The 20810-nt window shown below is 47.8% G+C and carries 15 protein-coding genes and 1 other annotated feature; of the genes, 1 reads left to right on the forward strand and 14 read right to left on the reverse strand.

All coding sequences use genetic code 11. The features are described from left to right. Nucleotides 1-84: 84 nt before the first annotated feature. The 12 genes from MHI25_RS24855 to hemC form a co-directional block, all read right to left on the reverse strand. Complete coding sequence (locus MHI25_RS24855) at nucleotides 85-1272, reverse strand: glycosyltransferase (protein WP_076129395.1); 1188 nt, start codon at nucleotides 1270-1272, stop codon at nucleotides 85-87. Between the two features lie 337 nt (nucleotides 1273-1609). Beyond that, nucleotides 1610-2767, reverse strand: a complete 1158-nt coding sequence (locus MHI25_RS24860) for a GGDEF domain-containing protein (protein ID WP_248549649.1) — start codon at nucleotides 2765-2767, stop codon at nucleotides 1610-1612. A 33-nt stretch (nucleotides 2768-2800) separates the two neighbouring features. Continuing rightward, a complete protein-coding gene (locus tag MHI25_RS24865) occupies nucleotides 2801-3967 on the reverse strand; it encodes a GGDEF domain-containing protein (RefSeq protein WP_076129397.1) in 1167 nt (388 codons plus the stop codon). A 209-nt stretch (nucleotides 3968-4176) separates the two neighbouring features. Beyond that, nucleotides 4177-5553, reverse strand: a complete 1377-nt coding sequence (gene murC, locus MHI25_RS24870) for a UDP-N-acetylmuramate--L-alanine ligase (RefSeq protein WP_036685137.1) — start codon at nucleotides 5551-5553, stop codon at nucleotides 4177-4179. Between the two features lie 6 nt (nucleotides 5554-5559). After that, a complete protein-coding gene (locus MHI25_RS24875) occupies nucleotides 5560-6936 on the reverse strand; it encodes a folylpolyglutamate synthase/dihydrofolate synthase family protein (protein ID WP_340394527.1) in 1377 nt (458 codons plus the stop codon). 5 nt (nucleotides 6937-6941) lie between these two features. Continuing rightward, a complete protein-coding gene (locus tag MHI25_RS24880; RefSeq protein WP_076297113.1) occupies nucleotides 6942-9641 on the reverse strand; it encodes a valine--tRNA ligase in 2700 nt (899 codons plus the stop codon). Nucleotides 9642-9744: 103 nt separating this feature from the next. Beyond that, nucleotides 9745-10028 (reverse strand) — a binding site (T-box leader). A 194-nt stretch (nucleotides 10029-10222) separates the two neighbouring features. Continuing rightward, nucleotides 10223-11590 carry a LysM peptidoglycan-binding domain-containing protein gene (locus MHI25_RS24885; RefSeq protein ID WP_340394528.1) on the reverse strand — a complete coding sequence of 456 codons (1368 nt, stop codon included), beginning with the start codon at nucleotides 11588-11590 and terminating at the stop codon, nucleotides 10223-10225. 331 nt (nucleotides 11591-11921) lie between these two features. Then, a complete protein-coding gene (locus MHI25_RS24890; RefSeq protein ID WP_340394529.1) occupies nucleotides 11922-12857 on the reverse strand; it encodes an RluA family pseudouridine synthase in 936 nt (311 codons plus the stop codon). Continuing rightward, nucleotides 12854-14140, reverse strand: a complete 1287-nt coding sequence (gene hemL, locus MHI25_RS24895; RefSeq protein WP_340395707.1) for a glutamate-1-semialdehyde 2,1-aminomutase — start codon at nucleotides 14138-14140, stop codon at nucleotides 12854-12856. The genes MHI25_RS24890 and hemL overlap by 4 nt, the downstream gene beginning before the upstream one ends. Nucleotides 14141-14237: 97 nt before the next feature. Then, on the reverse strand, nucleotides 14238-15236 hold the full coding sequence (gene hemB, locus MHI25_RS24900; protein ID WP_076129402.1) for a porphobilinogen synthase: 999 nt from the start codon (nucleotides 15234-15236) through the stop codon (nucleotides 14238-14240). Nucleotides 15237-15995: 759 nt separating this feature from the next. Next, nucleotides 15996-17543 carry a uroporphyrinogen-III C-methyltransferase gene (cobA, locus tag MHI25_RS24905; protein ID WP_340394530.1) on the reverse strand — a complete coding sequence of 516 codons (1548 nt, stop codon included), beginning with the start codon at nucleotides 17541-17543 and terminating at the stop codon, nucleotides 15996-15998. 5 nt (nucleotides 17544-17548) lie between these two features. Beyond that, complete coding sequence (gene hemC / locus MHI25_RS24910; RefSeq protein WP_076129403.1) at nucleotides 17549-18502, reverse strand: hydroxymethylbilane synthase; 954 nt, start codon at nucleotides 18500-18502, stop codon at nucleotides 17549-17551. 234 nt (nucleotides 18503-18736) lie between these two features. Here hemC and MHI25_RS24915 point away from each other — a divergent pair, with 234 nt between their 5' ends. Beyond that, nucleotides 18737-19021, forward strand: a complete 285-nt coding sequence (locus MHI25_RS24915) for a hypothetical protein (protein WP_340394531.1) — start codon at nucleotides 18737-18739, stop codon at nucleotides 19019-19021. A gap of 303 nt (nucleotides 19022-19324) precedes the next feature. Here MHI25_RS24915 and MHI25_RS24920 read toward each other — a convergent pair whose 3' ends face one another. Next, nucleotides 19325-19972, reverse strand: a complete 648-nt coding sequence (locus MHI25_RS24920; protein WP_340394532.1) for an NAD(P)-dependent oxidoreductase — start codon at nucleotides 19970-19972, stop codon at nucleotides 19325-19327. A gap of 5 nt (nucleotides 19973-19977) precedes the next feature. After that, entirely contained in the window at nucleotides 19978-20805 is an 828-nt protein-coding gene (ccsA, locus tag MHI25_RS24925; RefSeq protein WP_036685126.1) for a cytochrome c biogenesis protein CcsA, read from the reverse strand. Between the last annotated feature and the right edge of the window lie 5 nt (nucleotides 20806-20810).

Genomic DNA, 20810 nt, shown 5'->3' on the forward strand with positions numbered 1-20810 from the left:
CAACAAATAACCCGCGTAGGACTTTTAAGGGTCCTCGCGGGTTATTTGTTGTCCAGAGCGGCAAGCATCATGTCTGACAACCCTCTATACAAGACTAAGAATCTTACTCTTAACATGATTCATTTCGTAATTCTTCAACAAAGTCTCATGCGCACGATCCGCAATAATAGCACCAAGCTCAGGATTTTTCAGTAAATTCAGTACACTTCCAACCACCTCAACCGAGGTATTAGCCAGCAAAATATTTCGGTTATGCTCACAATTCAGCTTCTCACACATGATAGAGCTAGTAACCACCGGGGTTTTAAGCGCCCAGGATTCCAGTATATTTCTAGAAACTTCGCAGCCTTCAAGGATGGGCACCAGAACAGCTTTAGACCGTCGTATGTATTCAGTAGAGGAATTTACTGATCCAGTGACTATGACCGATTCATCTTCCTTAATCAAAGTCATGACCTCCGGGTGAACCTCTGAGCTGATAATATAACTTTTGATATCGGGCACTTGCTCCTTAATCATGGGATAGGTTTTTTTAAAGAATACTCGGGCTGCATCTATTCCCAGTCTCATATTCATATTCCAGTGCAGCACAATTGAATTTTCTTTAGTTACAGGCTCTGCAAAAGTCTCATACTCATTCATCTTAATGAAATGGGGGACAACATGAACCTTACGGGCATCCGCAAATGATAGAGATTTGAACGCTAGTGCATCCCATTCCGAGGTTGCTAAAAGTAGACCCGTTTTATTCATTAATCGCCGTTTATTCCTACGATCCCAAGCGGCATTGAGTTTATTATATGGATTCTTCCTGCTTAACTTTCCTGTCTCTCCGGCAGATCCTCCGCTTCCGTTTGCAAAACTATAGGTATCTGTGATCACACTGGCTTCTGGAAGCAAGTTCCGCACCATATCAATGCATTTACCCAATAGGACATGCGATATAAATACATGCTTGTAATTATTCGAACGGCAAAGCTCCAAAATAGTGTTCTTCATATCTTTATCTATATGACTTAAATTTGAGAAATTCCGCAGTTTATGTAAGGGGCGCAGCATTGGCCTCCAGGTCGTATAATCTTCATTAATGTTATGAACCGTAAGTGCCGTCCGCTCATTTATAGACACGGTTTGGTTGGCACTGCCGTACGTCAGCAAATCTATATCAAATTTCCCAAGCAAAATCTCGAGAATACTCCCTGTTCTCATTTCTCCTTCTAGATCCTCTGCGCTTTGATTCTGGGCTGATAGGAACAGCATTCTTTCTCGCATGACTCTGGCTCCTTGTATTTTGTAATAAAAACCCCCATCTACTAACTGAAACTTTAGATGCAGTTCAATAGTAACTCATTTCAATTAAAAGTTTTGTCGATTTATAGGAGAAGTCTAAAATTTTTTAAGTTTTTTTCTGAGTTTCCAAAATTCTATCACGATTTACCCTTATAAAACGCCACATTTTCTAAAATATAGACTAAAACCCCTTTTTTTACGCCATACATAATCATGAATTGCTCTATGGATAGAAATCGTAATCTTTAGGTAATATGTACTACGCCTCTTTGCATACAAAAAAAGCATCTCCCTCGCTTAATGTCGAAAGGAAGACACTTTAGTTGTCATAGCTTCTAACTACACAGTTCCGGCCCTTTTTCTTAGCCTGATACAATGCAGTGTCACTAAGTTTGTAAAGAGTGTTCAATGCGTATCGTTCACCTGAATCCACCGTGATGATGCCAACACTTATCGTGTAATGCAAGGGCACACCATGAATGACCGCCCCTGTAACGGCTGTGCGCATCCGCTCTGCAATCATATCACTGTTTTGTTCATCGGCTCTATGCAGCAGCACAGTGAACTCCTCACCACCGAATCTTCCGAACAGATCACCATTGCCAAGCTGCTGTTTTATTTTATGAGCCAGATCCTTCAGAACATGGTCGCCGGTATTGTGGCCGTAGGTATCGTTTATGCGTTTAAAGTGATCCACATCCAGCAGTAAAAAAGAATACGGCAGCTTCTTCATTGCTGAGGCAGCTATTAAAGGCCGGGCGCGCTGTACAAAGGATCTGCGATTCAAAATACCTGTCAACACATCATAAGTGGCCACCCGTTCCAATTCTGTAAAGGAATCCTCCCTATAAAGCAGCATGATGCCTGCAGTTCCTAAGAACATAAGCAAATAAACCCCCAGATAAAAAAATATCTGCAGCCAGTGAGAGGTCTGTGCATTCCATCCTAACATCGAATAAAACGGTTCAAGTCCCTTGCTAACCAGCGCTAAAATTACAACAAAGTACAACAATCCTATGGTTCGCTGGAGAGAGGTTTCTCTAATCTTCACAGCTAATATATAAGCTGGCAACGCTATGATCATAATCCCAAATAGACAAGTTGCAGCCATAACCAACCGCTCATCTGGCATAATTATATGCAGTAGCACTACGATGACAATGGATACTCCGAACAGGATCGTATAATATCGTTCAATCCTACTCCCAAAAACTCTGAGAAGCATCAGAAGCGCTAAGCTTTCCAGCGTACCTCCAGCTAAAGCAAGCAGCATACTGATTGGAATGGGAAGTCGTGAGTCTGTGAAATCATTCAGCAAAAGGAGAATTAAAGCTGCCAGCTGCAAATATTTTGCCGTGACAAACAAGGTAGAAGTCCGTTCCTGCGCGTAACGCAAACGATAGACGACAATAAGCAATACCGTAAAGGATTGCCACATAAAGAGGCAGACCAGCAGTGTTTTGAGATCCAGATGCATGTTAGTGAATTTCACCCCCTGTATTCTCTAAGCTCAATAAATATAATTGTATCTGACCACTCGGTTTCTTCCTTCTTGTTTGGCTTGGTATAACGCTTTATCGCTCAGCTTGTACAGCTTATTTATCCAAATCTCCTGATCCGGTATGATTGTAATTACACCTATACTAACTGTATAGCCTTGTAAAAGTTTTTGTGTAGGCGTCTTCATTACTGCCTTTCGTAACACTTCAGCTTTCCGGTCACAGCTAGCTTCATCCAGCCCGCAAAGGATAACTGCAAATTCCTCGCCGCCCAGCCTGCCAAATAAATCGCTGTTTTCGAGGTTGTCCTTAATCGTCAATGCGAATTCTTCCAGAACAACATCGCCGGTATCATGGCCGTATGTATCATTGATTTCTTTGAAATGATCCAAATCCAGCAGCATAAACGAAAAGTACTCTTGCTCAGCAACTGCCTTCTCAAGCCGTACCTCAGCTTCCTCAAGAAATGCTCCACGGTTAAGGATTCCAGTCAGATCATCGTAGCTAGCGATTCGTTTCAGTTTTACAAAGGAATGCTCGTTAGAAAGTAGAATAAAGCCTGCGGCTCCCACAATCAACAATAAATACATCCCCAGGTAATATAAATACTGCGAAAGATTAGTTGTGAACACGTTCATCTCTGGCTCCCAGATCAATGCAACAATCGCGCGGAGCAGCATAATCCCTGCAAAAGCGTAAAACAATATTCCGAGTATCTTCTGAAGAGGGGTGCCTTTGGGGTTCACCGTGAGGTGGTAAGCTGGATAGACAATAAACAGTATCGACCATAATGAGGTACAGGCTATGCGCCAGCTGGAATGATGAAAGAAGATCGCAACAATACTAAAAGTAATCGAACTAAGTATGGAAAGCGTTATGTAATACAACTTTATCCGCTGACCAAGGATTCCCATCATCAGCAATAAAGCAATAATCTCCAGACAGCAGCCTAAAAGAATCAAAGCGTTGCTAAGTGGAATGGATAAAGCGCGGGGGATATGACCCCATAATAATAATGAACACCAGAAGAGCAGCTGCACCGCCTTTGAGCGTATGAATAAGGTGGATGCCCTGTCTTTAGGAGCGCTCCTCCGGTAATTGGTTATCAGCAGCAATATAAATAGATTTCCAAAAATAAATAAATACACTAACGTTTTGATATCAAGCTGGGAGTCCATGAGTCACCACCTACACGGAAAAATTGATCCTCTACTGACAGCACTATAGCACTCAATGGCTGGTTCAGCAAATACCCTATTTATTTCATTTTTTAGAATGTACATACACCGCTTAAGTATACAAAAAAGCACTTCCCCCTGCACGGAGCTCGGGGGGAAGTGCTATGGTCAAGAGAATATGAATATTCTCGTGTAGGCCTGTGTTTGTATTAACGCTTCTTCAAGCCGTCCGCCAATGCGTATCCAACCTTCCAGATATCGCCTGCGCCCATCGTAATCACTAGGTCACCTGGGGCAATACGAGGTTTCAGATCAGCAAGCACATCTTCTTTGGTTGGCAGATGTCTTGCACCAGCGTTACTGTTCTGCACAATAAGCTCAACCAGCTTCGCAGATGTAACCCCCTCAATCTGCTTCTCACCTGCCGGAGAGTAGATGTCGGTGATGATCACCTCATCTGCTTCGCTAAAGGCGCGGCTGAAAGCATCTAGCAGGAAGAACGTACGTGTATACCGCTGAGGCTGGAATACGGCAATAATCCGTTTCCCCGTTGCCTTAGCAGCACTGATTGTCGCCTGAATTTCAGTTGGGTGATGCGCATAATCATCGATGACCAGAATGTCATCGACTTCTCCGAGCACTTGAAAACGGCGCTTCGCACCATGGAATTTCACGATCGCTTCAGCGATTTTTTCAAAAGAGATTCCTGATTTCAAACAAGCGATAACCGCAGCCATTGAATTATACAGATTGTACTGGCCTGGCACGGATAGTTCAATTTGTCCCAATACTACGCCATTATGGTTCATCGTATATGAAACCTGACGGTCGCCAAGAACGATGTCTGTGGCAATATAATCTGCAGTCTTCGACTTGATGCCGTAAGTAATCACCTTACCTGACACTTCAGGCAATAAAGAAATCACGTTCTCGTCATCTGCACACACAATCGCAGTGCCGTCTTCACGGGTCTGGTTCATAAACTGTACATAAGCAGCCTTGAGACGGTTAAAATCTCCGCCGTAATTCTCCAAGTGATCTGCTTCCACATTCGTGACAATTCCAAGCCAAGGGTGATAGTGCAAGAAAGAGCCATCACTCTCATCCGCTTCCGCCACTACATAATCGCCTTGTCCTGCCTTTGCATTCGTACCGACGTTCATAATCTCTCCGCCGATAATATACGTAGGATCAACTTCACACTCTTCCATTACAAGTGCGATCATAGAGGATGTAGTTGTTTTACCATGCGCTCCGGCAACGGCTACCCCTTTACGTTCGTTCAATAAACGGGCTAACATTTGTGAGCGGTGCAGAATTGGAATCTTAAGACGCTCTGCTTCCACCCATTCCACATTATCGCTGGACAAAGCCGTAGAGTACACGACGAGATCCGCACCTTTTACTTGTTCTGCTGTATGCCCAATATAAATCTTGGCACCTTTAGCAATCAATTTATCCGTCAATTCTTGGGCAGCCACATCGGAGCCCGTAACCGTATATCCCATTTCTAGCATTACTCGGGCAATCGCGCTCATACCGTAGCCGCCGATCCCTATAAAATGCACACGTTCAGTAGTATCCAACAGTCGTCACCAGCCTTTTTCAGTATCGGGTTGCTGCAAAAGTGTACCGCGCACGTCAGAAATCAAATACAGCGTACCAGATACGACGGCAAGGTCATCCTCCGCTGTAATCGACTTCAGTTGTTGCAGCGCTTTTCCCCAATTATGTTCTACTATGATTACCAAGTTTTCCTTGGCATATTTATCCCGCAGACTTTCTGCGATAACCTGCAGATGCTCCGCGTCCATTTTGTTCTGGAAATCCGGTTCGGTCAGGATGAGCGTATCCACTATAGGCAGTATATGCTTAAAGTAGGATTCATGATGCTTATTTGCCATCATTCCCATAAGTAAATTTAATTTACCGTATTTATAGAGCTGTGGCAGGCTTTTGGCAAGGCTCTCCGCGCCTTCCGGATTATGTGCTCCATCCAGTACGATCCTCGGAGATTTACTTACCTCTTCCAGCCTTCCAGCCCAAAATGCATGACGCAATCCTTCCAGAACATCTTCATCCTCTAACATGAACGCCATATACTGGCGCAAAACTTCAAGAACCATCATGGCTCCCGCCGCATTGCTAATCTGGTGTTCGCCTTTCATCACAATCCCAAGATCAAGCGAACGGAAGGGACCCTTAAAGTTAAAGGTCTGCACATCCCCATGGATTCCAGTAGCTTCATAGCTAAAATCTTCTCCGGCAAGATAAAGAGTAGAGCGGCAAGCCGCCGCTTTCTCCTTGAGTACAGCCACGACTTCCGGTTGATTTACGCAGCTAACAACAGGTACACCGGGTTTGATAATTCCGGCTTTCTCCATTGCAACCTTCTCAAGCGTATCTCCCAGAATATCCATATGGTCATGGCCGACATTTGTAATCACCGACACGATCGGAGTAACGATGTTCGTTACATCCAGCCTTCCCCCAAGCCCAGTCTCCCATACGACAACATCCGGACAAGAAACACCCGCAAAAAATAGAATGGCCACAGCTGTAGTTACCTCAAACATCGTTGGTGAGCCAAATTCCGTTTCTGCAATCTCATCTACCAAAGGACGAAGGGTATTCACTAGCTCAAGAAGAGTTTCTTCAGGAATGTCCGTATTATTATATTGGAACCTGTTCGTGAACTTCGTAATATACGGAGACGTGAAGGTGCCGACAGAATAGCCGCTTTGCAACAGTGCGCTTGTCAAAAAAGCACAGGTGGAGCCTTTGCCGTTGGTACCCGCCACATGAATAAATTTCAGCCGACGGTGCGGGTTTCCCAGCTTGTCCATCAACATCTCAATTCTGTCTAAACCTGGCCGGATTCCAAAAGGAATCCGGCCCTTGATCCAGTTAACCGCTTCGGTATATGTCGCAAGAGGGGCGGTGCTCCCGCCCCGATTTAGGTCATCCATGTCTCTTATCCTCTCAGCTCTGCTATGCGGGCAAGTACTTTCTCACGTTTGGCAGAATAATCTGCCTGCTTCGCCTGCTCCTCTTCGATAACTTTTGCGGGAGCTTTGGCCACGAAGCCCTGATTGCTCAACTTTTTCTCTACGCGTTCTACTTCGCTGTTCAGCGTCTGCACTTCTTTTTCCAGACGAGCGATTTCTTGTTCAATATCAATCAGCCCCGACAAAGGCAGAAGCAGTTCCGCTCCCGTTACTACAGCGGACATTACCTTGTCTGGCGTTTCCGGATTCAGGCCAGCTTCGAAAGAAGAGGTATTGCAGAAACGTCCGATGTAGTTGTCGTTACGAGTAATGATGCTCAGCGTTTCCTCATTGCTCGCTTTAATAATCAAATCAACCTTTTTGCTCATCGGTACATTTACTTCAGCACGGATATTACGAACTGCCCGGATTACATCCATCAGCAGGTTCATTTCCGCTACCGCTTGCGGGTTCTCCAGAGCAGCATCATACTCAGGCCAAGCAGCCAAAGTAATTGTCTCTCCTTCATGCGGCAGATGCTGCCAGATTTCCTCCGAAATAAACGGCATAAACGGATGGATCAAGCGCATCGTGCGGTCGAGTACATAAGCAAGTACGGACTGTGTCTTCGCTTTGGCTGCGGCATCCGTTCCGTAAAGCGACAGCTTCGCGAACTCAATATACCAGTCACACAAATCGTCCCAAATGAAGTTGTACAGCTGGCGGCCGGTCTCGCCGAACTCGTACGAGTCAATTAGACGCGTAATTTCACGAGAAGTTTCGTTCAGGCGGTGTAAAATCCAACGGTCAGCCGTAGTTAGCTCACCAGTAATGTCAATATTCTCAAAGCTAACCCCTTCAAGATTCATGAGGGCGAAGCGTGACGCATTCCAGATCTTATTAGCGAAATTACGCGCCTGCTCTACCTTTTCCCAGCGGAAGCGTAAATCCTGACCCGCTGTGCTGCCGGTAGAAATCATATAACGCATAGCATCTGCGCCGTACTTCTCGATAACCTCAAGCGGATCTACACCGTTGCCGAGTGATTTGGACATTTTTTGTCCTTCAGCATCCCGTACCAAACCATGCATCAATACGTCCGAGAATGGTTTCTCTCCGGTGAATTCCAGTGCCGAGAAGATCATCCGCGCTACCCAGAAATAAATAATATCGTAGCCCGTTACGAGCACATCGTTCGGATAGTAACGTTTGAAATCTGCACTGTCTTCATTCGGCCAGCCTAGGGTTGCAAACGGCCAGAGGTTGGAGCTAAACCAAGTATCCAGCACATCCTCGTCCTGTTTCAGGTCGGTTAAGCCGCTGATCCGGCGCGCTTCTTCCTCGTCATTCGCCACAACCAGCTCACCGGTAGATTCAGAATACCAAGCCGGAATACGATGCCCCCACCAAAGCTGACGGGAAATACACCAGTCGCGTACGTTTTCAATCCAGTTCAGGTAGGTTCTCTCGAACCGTTCAGGTACAAAGTTAACCCCATTACCATCCTTCTGTGCATTGATGGCAGCTTCGGCGAGCGGCTGCATCTTCACGAACCATTGTGTGGACAGGTACGGCTCAACAACCGCTCCTGAACGTTCACTGTGTCCAACTTGATGCACATGATCTTCAATAGAGATCAGAACGCCTTGCTCCTTCAGATCCGCCGTGATGGCCTTACGGCATTCACTCCGGTCTTGACCTTGGTAAGGTCCTGCTTCTTCGTTCATCGTACCGCTCTCATCCATTACGTTGATCTGCGGCAAATTGTGCCGTTGACCTACCTCGAAGTCATTTGGATCATGAGCTGGCGTGATCTTAACCGCACCGCTACCAAACTCTTTATCTACATACTCGTCAGCGATAATTGGAATCTCCCGGCCGATAATCGGCAGGATCAGGGTTTTACCGATCAGATCTTTATAACGATCATCCTCAGGATGAACAGCAACTGCCGTATCACCCAACATCGTCTCCGGACGTGTGGTCGCTACAGTGATATGTCCGCTGCCATCTTTAAGGGGGTAACGCAGGTGGTACAGATGACCGTTAACTTCCTTATATTCAACCTCGATATCCGACAACGCCGTACGAGCCGCCGGGTCCCAGTTGATGATACGTTTACCGCGATAGATCAAGCCTTTATTATAAAGCTTAACAAATACCTCGCGAACTCCCTTCGACAAACCCTCATCGAGGGTAAAACGCTCGCGGGAGTAGTCAAGGGAAAGTCCCATTTTTGCCCACTGCTCATGAATGGTGTTCGCGTATTTGTCTTTCCAATCCCACACCTGCTCCAGGAACTTCTCACGTCCGAGGTCATGTCTGGAAATCCCCTGCTCGCGCAGCTTCTGCTCTACCTTCGTTTGTGTTGCAATACCTGCGTGGTCCGTACCTGGCAACCAAAGCGTATCGAAGCCCTGCATCCGTTTAGTACGAATCAGGATATCCTGTAATGTGAAATCGAGCGCATGCCCGATGTGCAGCATTCCCGTTACGTTTGGCGGCGGGATCACAATGCTATAGGCCTGAGCATCCGGACGCTGGCCTGCACGGAAATATCCACCCTCTGTCCAGTAGGAATACCATTTCTGTTCTGCTGCCTTCGGATCATACGTTGTTGGCATCTCGTTTTTAGATTCATTCGTAGCGGCAGCATCTGCCGCTGTTAGATGGTTTTGGTCAGCCATTCTCTGATACCTCCACTAGTTTACTTGTAGTTGCTTATAGTTGTTAATAAAGTTGCTGTATAGAGCGCACAGGTCTCTGAAAAAAACAAAAAGACCCCTCGTCTCAAAGGACGAAAGGTCATTCTTTCGCGGTACCACCTTTGTTTCGCGCCAATGAAAAATAAAACTACACTTCTTACCCTACGGATTCAGAAGCTTAGCGCGACACTCGTACAGATAACGGCTGCTACCGGCCACAACCTAACTTATCCTTCACAGGTATGAAGATAAGCTCAGAAGGGCGACTCCGGGGCGACTTCGGGGGCTGTTTCCTACGGAATGTCACAGCACTTGCAATTCCGCTCTCTGAAGGGCTGACCGCCTACTCTTCCCGTTCCCAGTCTTTACTTAGATATTGCTTACTCCATAATACATTTTGAGCCCCCCCTAGTCAACCTGGATACGCCTTTGCAGCGGGACTTTAGGCTGAATTTCGACTTATTTCTTCTGAAGCATCCCTTCCAACAATGAAACAGCAAAAATCCCGATCCTAATACCTGATCGGGATTCACCTATTCATGTGTGTACGCATCACGATTCGATTACGGGATGTACAACACTTGGCCTTCCTCTACACTCTGCCCGGATAAGCGATTATACATTACCAGCTCCCGCGCACTTAGCTGATACTTCTCTGCTATGGTATCCAGTGTTTCTTCACGCTGCACAATACACAGCCGAACTTTGCGGAACATGTTAGCTCCATCCGCGCTGGCAATGAATCTGCTCTTCCATTCCGTATTATTGCCAACCTCTGGAACGTCCACTGCTGCAGATGTATTTCCTTCCGACTGCAGAGCTTCCTGCTCTTTACGGACACGACTGGAGCTTAGTAAAGAAGAGAAGGTGAGATGTTCTTTTTCCGGAATTTCTGCTTCTTTTTTACTGCCCAAGGCGATCTTAAGATCTTGTTTCTCCTCATGAGAAGCCACACTCTCTTGTGAAACAAAAACTTCGTTCGCATTCTCATTAATCGGCGCAGTATTCTCTTCTTGCTTAGGAAGCTCATTATTAGCCTCATTTTCAGAAGCGAACACAGGGATATCCTGAATTGCATCTGCACTAACGGCTGGAACAGCGGTCTCTCTAGGAGTAAAATATTCCTCTGCCGACTGTTGGTTCTCTTCGCTCACATAGCTTGCTTGATTCAGCTGAGACACCTCAACCTCTTTGTTCTGGGCCTCGGCTTTAAACCAGTAATCGGATAAACCCGCTTTAGCATCCTCAACTTGGGACTCCAGACTATGTGTCCGTGCTTTAGCTCCCTTGTCCTTCTCCTGACCGGATGAGAAATTGACTACAGGGGACGTATGAGCGGCTCCACTTGAGACTAATGATTCTTCTGCTTCCTGTTCATTCGCTTCGGCATGCTCATGTTCTTCTACAGCAACCTGTGAGGCATCCTCACCAAAGGTCCACTGTGAATTTTCATAAAGTGCATCATTTTCCTGTTCTTGTAGCTCCGCAGTAGCTTCTACCCTGTCATCATTCACAGGAGAATAGGCGACTGTATACTCCTCTTGCTGCCAGGCTGGTTGAGGTTGAGGGTCCGCACCACCGATCCCCCGCAGCGATAATACGCCTGTTATATTCACAGTGCGCATCGTGAGCAGATCGATATCAAAATTCTCAATCTCTACCCCAATATCTTCAATTGAGCTGACGCGTGTAAGCGGAACAGTGATTTCCACGGGAATGGCATGCTCCAGACGTTGTGTTCGGTCATCTTCACTCCGGTAAAGCCCGGTAAGCAACAGCTGACCATATAACTCGGCCCGATCCTCCCGCTGAATCACCTGAATTTCCGGAAGTAGTTCAACCTCCTCCAGCTCAGCTATTCCCGGAAGCTCTTCCGAAAGGTGAATGCGTTCGTAAATATCAAACCGCAAGCCGTGGGACTGATCAAACACGGGATATGTCCTCCTTCTTGGCATAATCTAACCCTGAGACAGGCCCAGAGCATAAGCCCAAAATGTTACTCCCCACATGTATATGCTTCAAACAGAGAGGCATGACAACTTTGGTAGTACTAACCGGACAGGATGCTAATAAATTTCATGAATTTAAGAGCTCACCAAACCTTCAGCCTGCTGATAGATGCACTACTTCGTAAGAACAAAGTATTATATGCTGCTTTTATTAATAAGACATGGATAGATGTTTTTTTTCTGAAAAAATAGAAAAAGAACAGCAGAACCAGCTTTTGCTGATTCTACTGTTCCTTAGCCACTTACGTATCTGTCAGGGTGCTTCAGACAGCAGCTCTCGCAGCTGCAGCATATCCTCCGGCCACGGATCGCTGACTTCCAGCTGTTCTCCGCTCCAAGGATGGCGGAAGGACAATGCCTCGCCATGCAGGGCATGGCGGCCGGCAGCGCTGGAAGCCCAAACCGGACCGCCATATAGTTCATCCCCATACAAGGGATGACCCATATGGCTGAGATGAACGCGAATCTGATGCGTCCGTCCAGTCTCCAGCTGCACATGCACTAGGCTTCCGCCATGCAGTGCCTCGCGCTCGATGATTCGCGTCACGGCAGATTGTCCGCCGGGCGAGACCCGTCTGCGCGCAGCGTGATGCCGGTCGCGCCCAATCGGGGCATCGATCACCTTAAGCGCAGGCGGCACGATGCCTTCAACGATCGCGGCGTAGTGCCGCGAGATGCTTTTTTCACGCATATTCTCGTCCAGAACTAACTGTGCGAACTCATTTTTCGCATACATTACCGGACCCGTTGTATCTTTGTCCAAGCGGTGAATATGGCGCACAGCCACATTTTCGCCGGAAGTGATATAATGCGCAGCTACGAGGTGATCCAGAGTTACACCTGTTCCACTGCCATCTGGATGTACCGCCAGCCCAGCTGGTTTATGAGCTACCAGGCAAAAATCATCCTCGTACAACACCTCAAGCTCTTCCCATATCGGTTCAAGCCCCGCTTCACGATCGGGAAAAAGCGCCAGCCGAAGCCGGTCACCCTTCCACTGAATGCCTCCCTCGCGGCGTAACCGCAGATAAAGTTTCTCCGGCATACCTACAGTTTCTAGCAGCCACTTGTCAATCATTGCCTGCGTATCCTCGGCTCCAGTAATGATTTTGCCGGGTGTTACCTCCAGCCACTCTCCACGCCGGGTCCAAGCGCCACCACCGGTTCTTTCTCCGGCTCCGATGCTCAAAGGGCCTTCAGGGCATTATAATGGCCCTCAATGGTATCATCAATATCTTGCTCACTATGTGCAGCCGATATGAACATCCCCTCAAACTGTGAAGGTGGCACACTGATGCCTTGGTTTACCATATGACCAAAATAACGACGGAAAAGATCCGTGTCACTGGACTTAGCCGTTTCAAAATTGATTACAGGTCCTTCAGTGAAGAACGGACAAACCATCGATCCCACCCGGTTGATAGTGAGCGGAATGCCAGTCTCAATTGAATTCTTTTTCAAACCCGCTTCCAGACGTGCACCCAATTGTTCCAGACGATCATATACTTCCGGGGTCAACAGCTTGAGCGTAGTATATCCGGCTGCCATCGCTAATGGATTACCACTAAGTGTGCCCGCCTGATAAATCGGTCCAGTAGGAGCGATTTGCTCCATGATCTCTCTTTTGCCGCCATAAGCACCCACTGGAAGTCCGCCGCCGATAACTTTGCCAAAACAAGTAATATCCGGAGTAATCCCGAACAAGCCTTGAGCACAACCACGATTAACACGGAAGCCTGTCATAACCTCATCAAAAATAAGCAGCGAACCATTGTCAGAAGTTAATTTACGAAGCCCTTCCAGGAAGCCTGGAAGCGGTGGAACCACGCCCATGTTGCCGGCAATCGGCTCTACGATCACTGCGGCAATCTCATTGCCAAAACGTTCGAAAGCAATCTGAGTGGACTCCAAATCATTGTAAGGAACCGTAATGGTATTCATTGCAACGCCTTCTGGGACACCCGGGCTATCCGGCAAGCCCAATGTAGCTACACCAGAGCCAGCCTTAATAAGCAGACTATCGGCGTGACCGTGGTAGGAGCCTTCGAATTTCAAGATTTTGCTGCGTCCAGTGTAACCACGTGCCAAACGAATCGCGCTCATCGTAGCTTCCGTTCCAGAGTTAACCATGCGTACGATATCTACAGATTCCACTCGTTCAACAACAGTTTTTGCCATTTCCGTTTCGAGTAGCGTTGGAGCGCCAAAGCTTGTCCCTTTTACCGCCGTCTCCTGCAATGCCTTCACAACCTCGGGATGCGCATGACCCATAATCAGCGGACCCCATGAGAGCACATAGTCGATAAAGCTGTTGCCGTCGATATCAAAAATACGCGAACCTATCCCATGATCCACATAAATCGGAGTCAGACCTACGGATTTAAACGCCCGTACAGGGCTGTTCACCCCGCCGGGAATATATTGTTTTGCTTCATCAAAAGCCTTCCGGGACGCTTCCTCTTTACGCGCCATTGGCACATTACTCATGTATCTTCACTCCTATTCTCTTCTTGGTTACACAAGCTTGTACAAACATATATTAGCTGCCGCGATGTCGGTGTGATGAAGATTAGCCGCGCAGCCAGCGGGCTGCATCTTTTGCAAAATAAGTAATAATAATGTCCGCACCAGCACGTTTCATGCCCGTCAGCATTTCCAGCACAACGGCTTGCTCGTCGATCCAGCCTTGCAATGCCGCTGCTTTTACCATGGAATATTCTCCACTCACATTGTAAGCCACCAAAGGAAGATCAAACTGATCACGAATCGTACGAATCACATCTAGGTAAGCCAGAGCTGGCTTCACCATTAACATATCCGCGCCTTCCAGCACATCGGATTCTGCTTCACGGAGTGCTTCGCGCAGATTGGCAGGGTCCATTTGATATGTTTTGCGATTCCCGAACTGTGGTGCTGAATCCGCTGCTTCGCGGAAAGGGCCATAAAATGCCGAAGCATATTTGACCGAATACGACATAATCGGCACATGCTCAAAGCCGTTCTCATCAAGTCCCGCACGAATTGCGTGAACGAATCCATCCATCATGTTGGAAGGGGCGATAATATCTGCTCCAGCTTTTGCTTGGGATACCGCCGTACGAGTCAAAAGCTCCAGCGAGGCATCGTTGATAACATCGCCATGGACCACACCATTCACCGTATGCGTATGCACCATTCCACAATGTCCGTGATCCGTAAATTCACAAAGGCAGGTATCTGCAACGACCAACAGCTCTGGGTACCACTGCTTGATCAAGCGAGTAGCCTCTTGCACAATTCCATCCTCTGCAAAACCGGAAGAACCGATAGCATCCTTCGTCTCAGGAATCCCGAACAACAATACAGCCGGGATGCCTAGTGCGGCAATCTCGTCCACTTCTGCTTTTAACGTATCCAGCGAAAAATGATACACACCCGGCATCGAGCTAATCTCATTCTTCACACCTGTTCCATAAGTCACAAAAATAGGCTGTACCATATCCAGCACATTCAGTATCGTCTCCCGCACCATGCCACGAATTCCAGCAGAACCGCGCAAACGGCGGTGACGTGTAATTGGAAAGCTCATTTGTTCATCCTCCTGAAAAATAAAATATAAAACCAAATTATGTGTCTGGCAGCAAACTACAACTAGCCGCAGCCAAGTCTAAATTAGCTACAACCAAACCGCCGACCACTGGCTAACTACGTATAGTTGTAGTTTGTGCAACTATCTCGATGTTTTGTCCTAATTGTAAGCTTTAGTTGCATTCTCTACAGTTATTTATTACAAAAGTGCGAAGATTCCTCATTTAGCGGATATTTAATTGCACATACTACAACTAAACTCGACTTTAGCTGATATATAGAAAATTTAATTGTATGAAGTACAACTAAACCTCAAGCAGATCTGCTCACATTAACCTACTGCATATTCTCTACATACCAGTTAATTTACAACCAAATATTATCCTCCGAACTCCATATGTAACTACGTTCGGAGTTCAATTTATATGTTACTTGAAGGTAGCGATGTGGCACTTTTGAGCGTAGATATAACGGCGAGTAAACCAACAAATGTTAGTTAGTAAAAGTAACCGCGAACTCATTAATAACTACCAACTCACGTGTAACCACGAACTATTTAGTAACTACGAACAAACTCTAGCCTGTAATGTAACTAATTATAAGCTGAGCGCTATATTTCTAAGCAGGCACTGCCTTTCTCCGTAGAACAGCTACTACTCTCCCCGCGGAGTAATCAGCTTTTACCTTCCCACCAGAAAGCAAGCTACGTAAGTTAAGCTCACCAGTAAACTATTGCTTCGTTCTATCCTCGATCCGAGCGCTACTGCAGCTGAGTCTCCGCATTCCAGCGGCAGAGCTCCTGCACCAAACTATCTATGGTTGCCTCTTCAGGCAAGAGTCCCGGTGTCAGTCCCGCGTCTACCGCAGTCTGCTCCGTTAACGGGCCGATGCAGGCGATTTTCACATTTGCAAGCAGCGGGAGCGGATCTTCAAGCCCCATCCGTTTCAGGATGTGTATGAAATTACGCACGGTTGACGAGCTGGTGAAGGTTACCGCGTGAACGCGACCTTCCTCTAGCAGCTTCAGCAGCTCGTCGTCATCCTCACCAGTGACAACCGTTTCATAAGTATCCACGTCTGTCACCTGAAGGCCAAGCTCTCTCAGCTTGTCCGGCAGCCAGTCCCGCGCCAGATCGCCGCGCGGCAATAGCACGTTCTGCCCCGGCAGCAGCTGGGGACCGAACGTCTCAATCAGACCTTCCGCCTGAAACTTTGCCGGAAGTTCTTCAGCAATCACCCCGCGCTGCGCCAGCGCGGCGGCTGTGCCTGGCCCCACCGCTGCAATACGCGCGCGGTGTAGCCCGCGAATGTCCGCCCCCAGCTCCGCCAAGTGGCGCCAAAAAAACTCCACGCCGTTCGGGCTAGTGAAGAATACCCAGTCGTACGATTCCAGCGCGCCAAACGCCGCTGCAATCTTCGCCTTCTTCTCTGCCCCTTCCGGCATAATCGTCTCGATCACCGGGAACTCGTAGGGTTCCCCGCCGAGTTCTTCAATTCTATCCACCAGCTCGCTTGCTTGGCTGCGAGCCCGTGTCACCACGATGCGTTTGCCGAATAACGGCATCGCCTCGACCCACTTCAGCTGCTCACGCTGCAGCACCACGTCGCCGACGACGATGACTGCCGGCGGCTGAAAATCCGCCGCCTTCACCTTCGCCTCAATATCGGCGAGGGTTCCCGTCAGCGTCTCCTGATCCGCGCGGGTGCCCCAGCGCACAAGTGCCACTGGTGTTTCTGGCGGCCGCCCGTGCTTGATCAGCTGAGCGCTGATGTAACCTATTTTAGCTACGCCCATCAGAAACACTAACGTTCCTGTGGCGTTCGTTACTTTATCCCAATGAATCGAATGATCTAGTTTATCCGGACTCTCATGCCCGGTGATAATCGACAGGGAAGAAGCATGATCGCGGTGCGTAACAGGTATACCCGCATAGGCAGGTACACTGATCGCTGACGTAATGCCCGGTACGATTTCGTAATAGATCCCATTTTTGCGCAGCAGCTCCGCTTCTTCACCCACCCGGCCAAAAATCGTAGGGTCCCCACCCTTAAGCCGCACCACTGTTTTCCCCTGTAAAGCCAAATCAACTAACAATTGATTAATCTCTTCCTGCTTCATCGTGTGGCGATCCGGCAGCTTGCCTACATAAATCTTCTCCCCGCCGGGTTTCATGCATTTCAGCAATCTAGGACTTGCCAAGCGATCATACACCAGTACGTCGCTTTTTTGGATACACTCGAGGCCTTTCACAGTAATCAGCTTTGCGTCCCCGGGACCTGCACCTACCAAATAAACCTTCCCCGTCAATCCACTCATCCCCTAACGTCTGACAGTATCTTCTCCGCTCCTCTTGCAATCAGCTTTTTAGCGACTTCTTCGCCGAGCTGTACCGGGTCAATCCCCGTGCAAGTTTCTTTCAAAATCGTTGAACCGTCCGGTGTTCCCACCATCCCCGTTAACGAGATTACTTTGTGCTCAGCGGTAGCAGCTTTGGCGGCTGTGTCAAGCACCGCATGAGCACCAATCGGCACTTGGCAGCCGCCATTCAGCACGCCAAGGAACGTGCGCTCCGCCGCTACCGTCAATGCCGTATCGGCATCGTTGTATAATGCCAGCAGCTTCCGCAGGTCAGCGTCATCTGCGCGGCACTCGATGCCGAGTGCGCCCTGCCCTACAGCGGGCAGGCAAACCTCCGGCGGCAGGTAGGCGCTCACGCGATCCTGCCAGCCCATGCGCGACAGCCCCGCCGCTGCCAGCAGGATTGCGTCGTATTCGCCGCTCTCCAGCTTGCGCAGCCGCGAGTCAATGTTGCCGCGCACGGGCTCAATGACCAGATCAGGCCGCAGCGCAGCGAGCTGGCTAGATCGGCGTAGGCTGCTTGTGCCTACGCGTGCACCCTGAGGCAGCTCGTCTAGCGAGACGCCTCCGTTAGAGATCAAAACATCACGCGGATCGACACGCTTCGGCACAGCACCATTGATCAACCCATCCGGTAGCTCGGATGGCATATCCTTCATGCTGTGCACCGCCATGTCGATTTCTTTTTCCAGCATCGCTTGCTCGATTTCTTTCACGAACAACCCTTTGCCGCCTACCTTGGATAAAGTAACGTCAAGAATGCGGTCACCTTTGGTGACGATCTTTTTCACTTCAAAAGTAAATCCAAAACCATGCTCCTCGCTAAGTCGCTCCAGATCAGCAATCACATGTCCCGTTTGCGTCAACGCAAGCGCGCTTTGTCTACTCCCCACTATAACCTTACGCATTTGTCCATTCCTCCTGGTAACGTTCGCCTCTTACTCTTCACCGCAGAACCTTGCACTAGAAATCCAAACCCAAACTAACCAATTAACTACTCTCACTCTAAAAAAGGCATTATTGCCTTTGAATTCGCTACTTCGGATAATTCCCGCCGAATTTGAGGCATTTTTGCTTTTTATTTAGCTCCTTCGGCGATTGTTGCTCATTTATAGGGCATTTTTGCCTCTCTTTTTGCTAATTTGGCTGTTGTTGCTCAATTTAAAGGCATTTTTGCCTTTCTTTTAACTCCTTCGACGACTGTTGCTTATTTAGAGGGCATTTGTGCCTCTCTTTTGGCTAAATTGGCTGTTGTTGCTAATTTGGCTGTTGTTGCTCAATTTAAAGGCATTTTTGCCTTTCTTTTAGCTCCTTCGACGACTGTTGCTTATTTTAAGGGCATTGTTACCGTACATTCCGCCATCCAAGCTACTCCATCCCAATTCAACGGGATTTATACCGTACATTCCGCCATCCAAGCTACTTAAGCTCAATTCAACAGTATTTATACCGTACATTCCACCATCTCAGCTACTTAAGCTCCATTCAACGGGATTTATACCGTACATTCCACCCTCTAAGCTACTTCAACCCAATTCAACGGGATTTATACCGTACATTCCGCCATCCAAGCTACTTAAGCTCGATTCAACAGTATTTTTACCGTACATTCCGCCATCTAAGCTACTACGAGCCAAATCAGCCATATATCATGTTACTCAAAACCGCTCATCCACTTCATATCTTAATCTAACCCAATTTTCTAATCTTTACAGTGTCCACGCGCACTTTTACTCCACCCGTTGCTCAGCAATCCAAGCGTCCATATCCTCCGGACTCCACGCTATGAAGGTACCCTTACTCATCTCGTTCAACACATCCAGCGCGCCTAGCTTCCGCAAAAGCCTTCCACGAACTTCAGCAGAAGGTTCTTTTTCCTTAATCCGGGTACGCATGGCATGCACAAAATCCAAATATGGTTCATACGTCGCATCCAGCGCTTTTTCAAGCACATTTTTGATCTTCGTTGCCGCAAGCGGGCCAGCACCCGAAGTAGATACAGCTACCGTCAAACGTCCCCTCCGAACCACTCCGGGCGTGATAAAGTTTCCCGCTTCCGCATGGCTGGCCACATTCACATGAATTCCAAGCCGTCTAGACTCCCGCGCAACCTCTTCATTAACCGCCCTATCGTTAGTGGCTGCATATACGAGAAAGGCCCCACGGAGATCTCCGGGAGCATAAGTACGGTCCATCCAGATCAGGAGACCTTTTTCAGCTAGAGAATCAAGCGGATCTGTCAAAGAAGGACTAATCACCTTAACCGCCGCTCCAGCTTCCAACAGCCCGCTCACCTTACGTTCAGCCACGACACCACCGCCAATAACCACACAGTGCTGCCCTTCACAATCCAGCATTATGGGTAAATAACGCGTCATGCCCTTCACTCCCCGCTCCAACCGTGAAAATCAGACCAAGAATTCAACAGAAAGTTCAAGATAATAAAAGCATATCCTAAAATCGCCCAGCGAGCCATACTTACTCCACTTTTCCGCCCGGACTTCTTAAAGATAATATAAAATATGTAAATCCCAAGACCGATAAGAGTCGTTAATACTTTTAAATCCTTCAATAAAAGCGTCCGTCCCTCAGATACTATAGATAAACCCGCCACCACCAGCGATATTCCCAGCAAAGGAGTGCCCACCAAAATAGCGGTGTAAGAGTATTTATCTGTAGTCTCCAGGTTCGGCAAACGACGGATCCGGTCGCTCCATTTCTTGCTTTTGAGTCTGGTGTGCAGGAACAAGTACAATATTGCAAAAACCGTTCCTAACGTCAGTGCTGCAAAACTCATATTTGCCAAAATCACATGCATCGTCAGCCAGCCATACACCGCACTCCAAGTCTCAAGCGTATGCCCACCCGCCGTCAGCCAGACCCGATTAAGCAGAAAAACACTAAAACCAGCCATACTGAGCAGCAAAATCGTAAACTCGCCTCCACGTGTAAAAGCCACCGCAAGCGAAGTCAGCACAATACTAAACGCAAACCAAAACAAGAAATCATAAGGAGTAAAAATAGGCAGGCCTTTCTCCTGAGAGAAACGAATTCCAAGTCCTGCAACTTGCAAAAGACCCACAACAACAAGAAGCCCCGTGCCTAACCGCTTCCCACCCGGACTCCTTTTAAGGCAATCCGAGAAAACAAACAGCAGGCTCAGGGCATAGACCAGCAGAGCGGCATCATATATTCCGTTCAGCAGTTGCATATTAT

It is taken from the genome of Paenibacillus sp. FSL E2-0177 (assembly GCF_037992975.1).
In the GTDB taxonomy this organism is placed as follows: domain Bacteria; phylum Bacillota; class Bacilli; order Paenibacillales; family Paenibacillaceae; genus Paenibacillus_AQ; species Paenibacillus_AQ odorifer.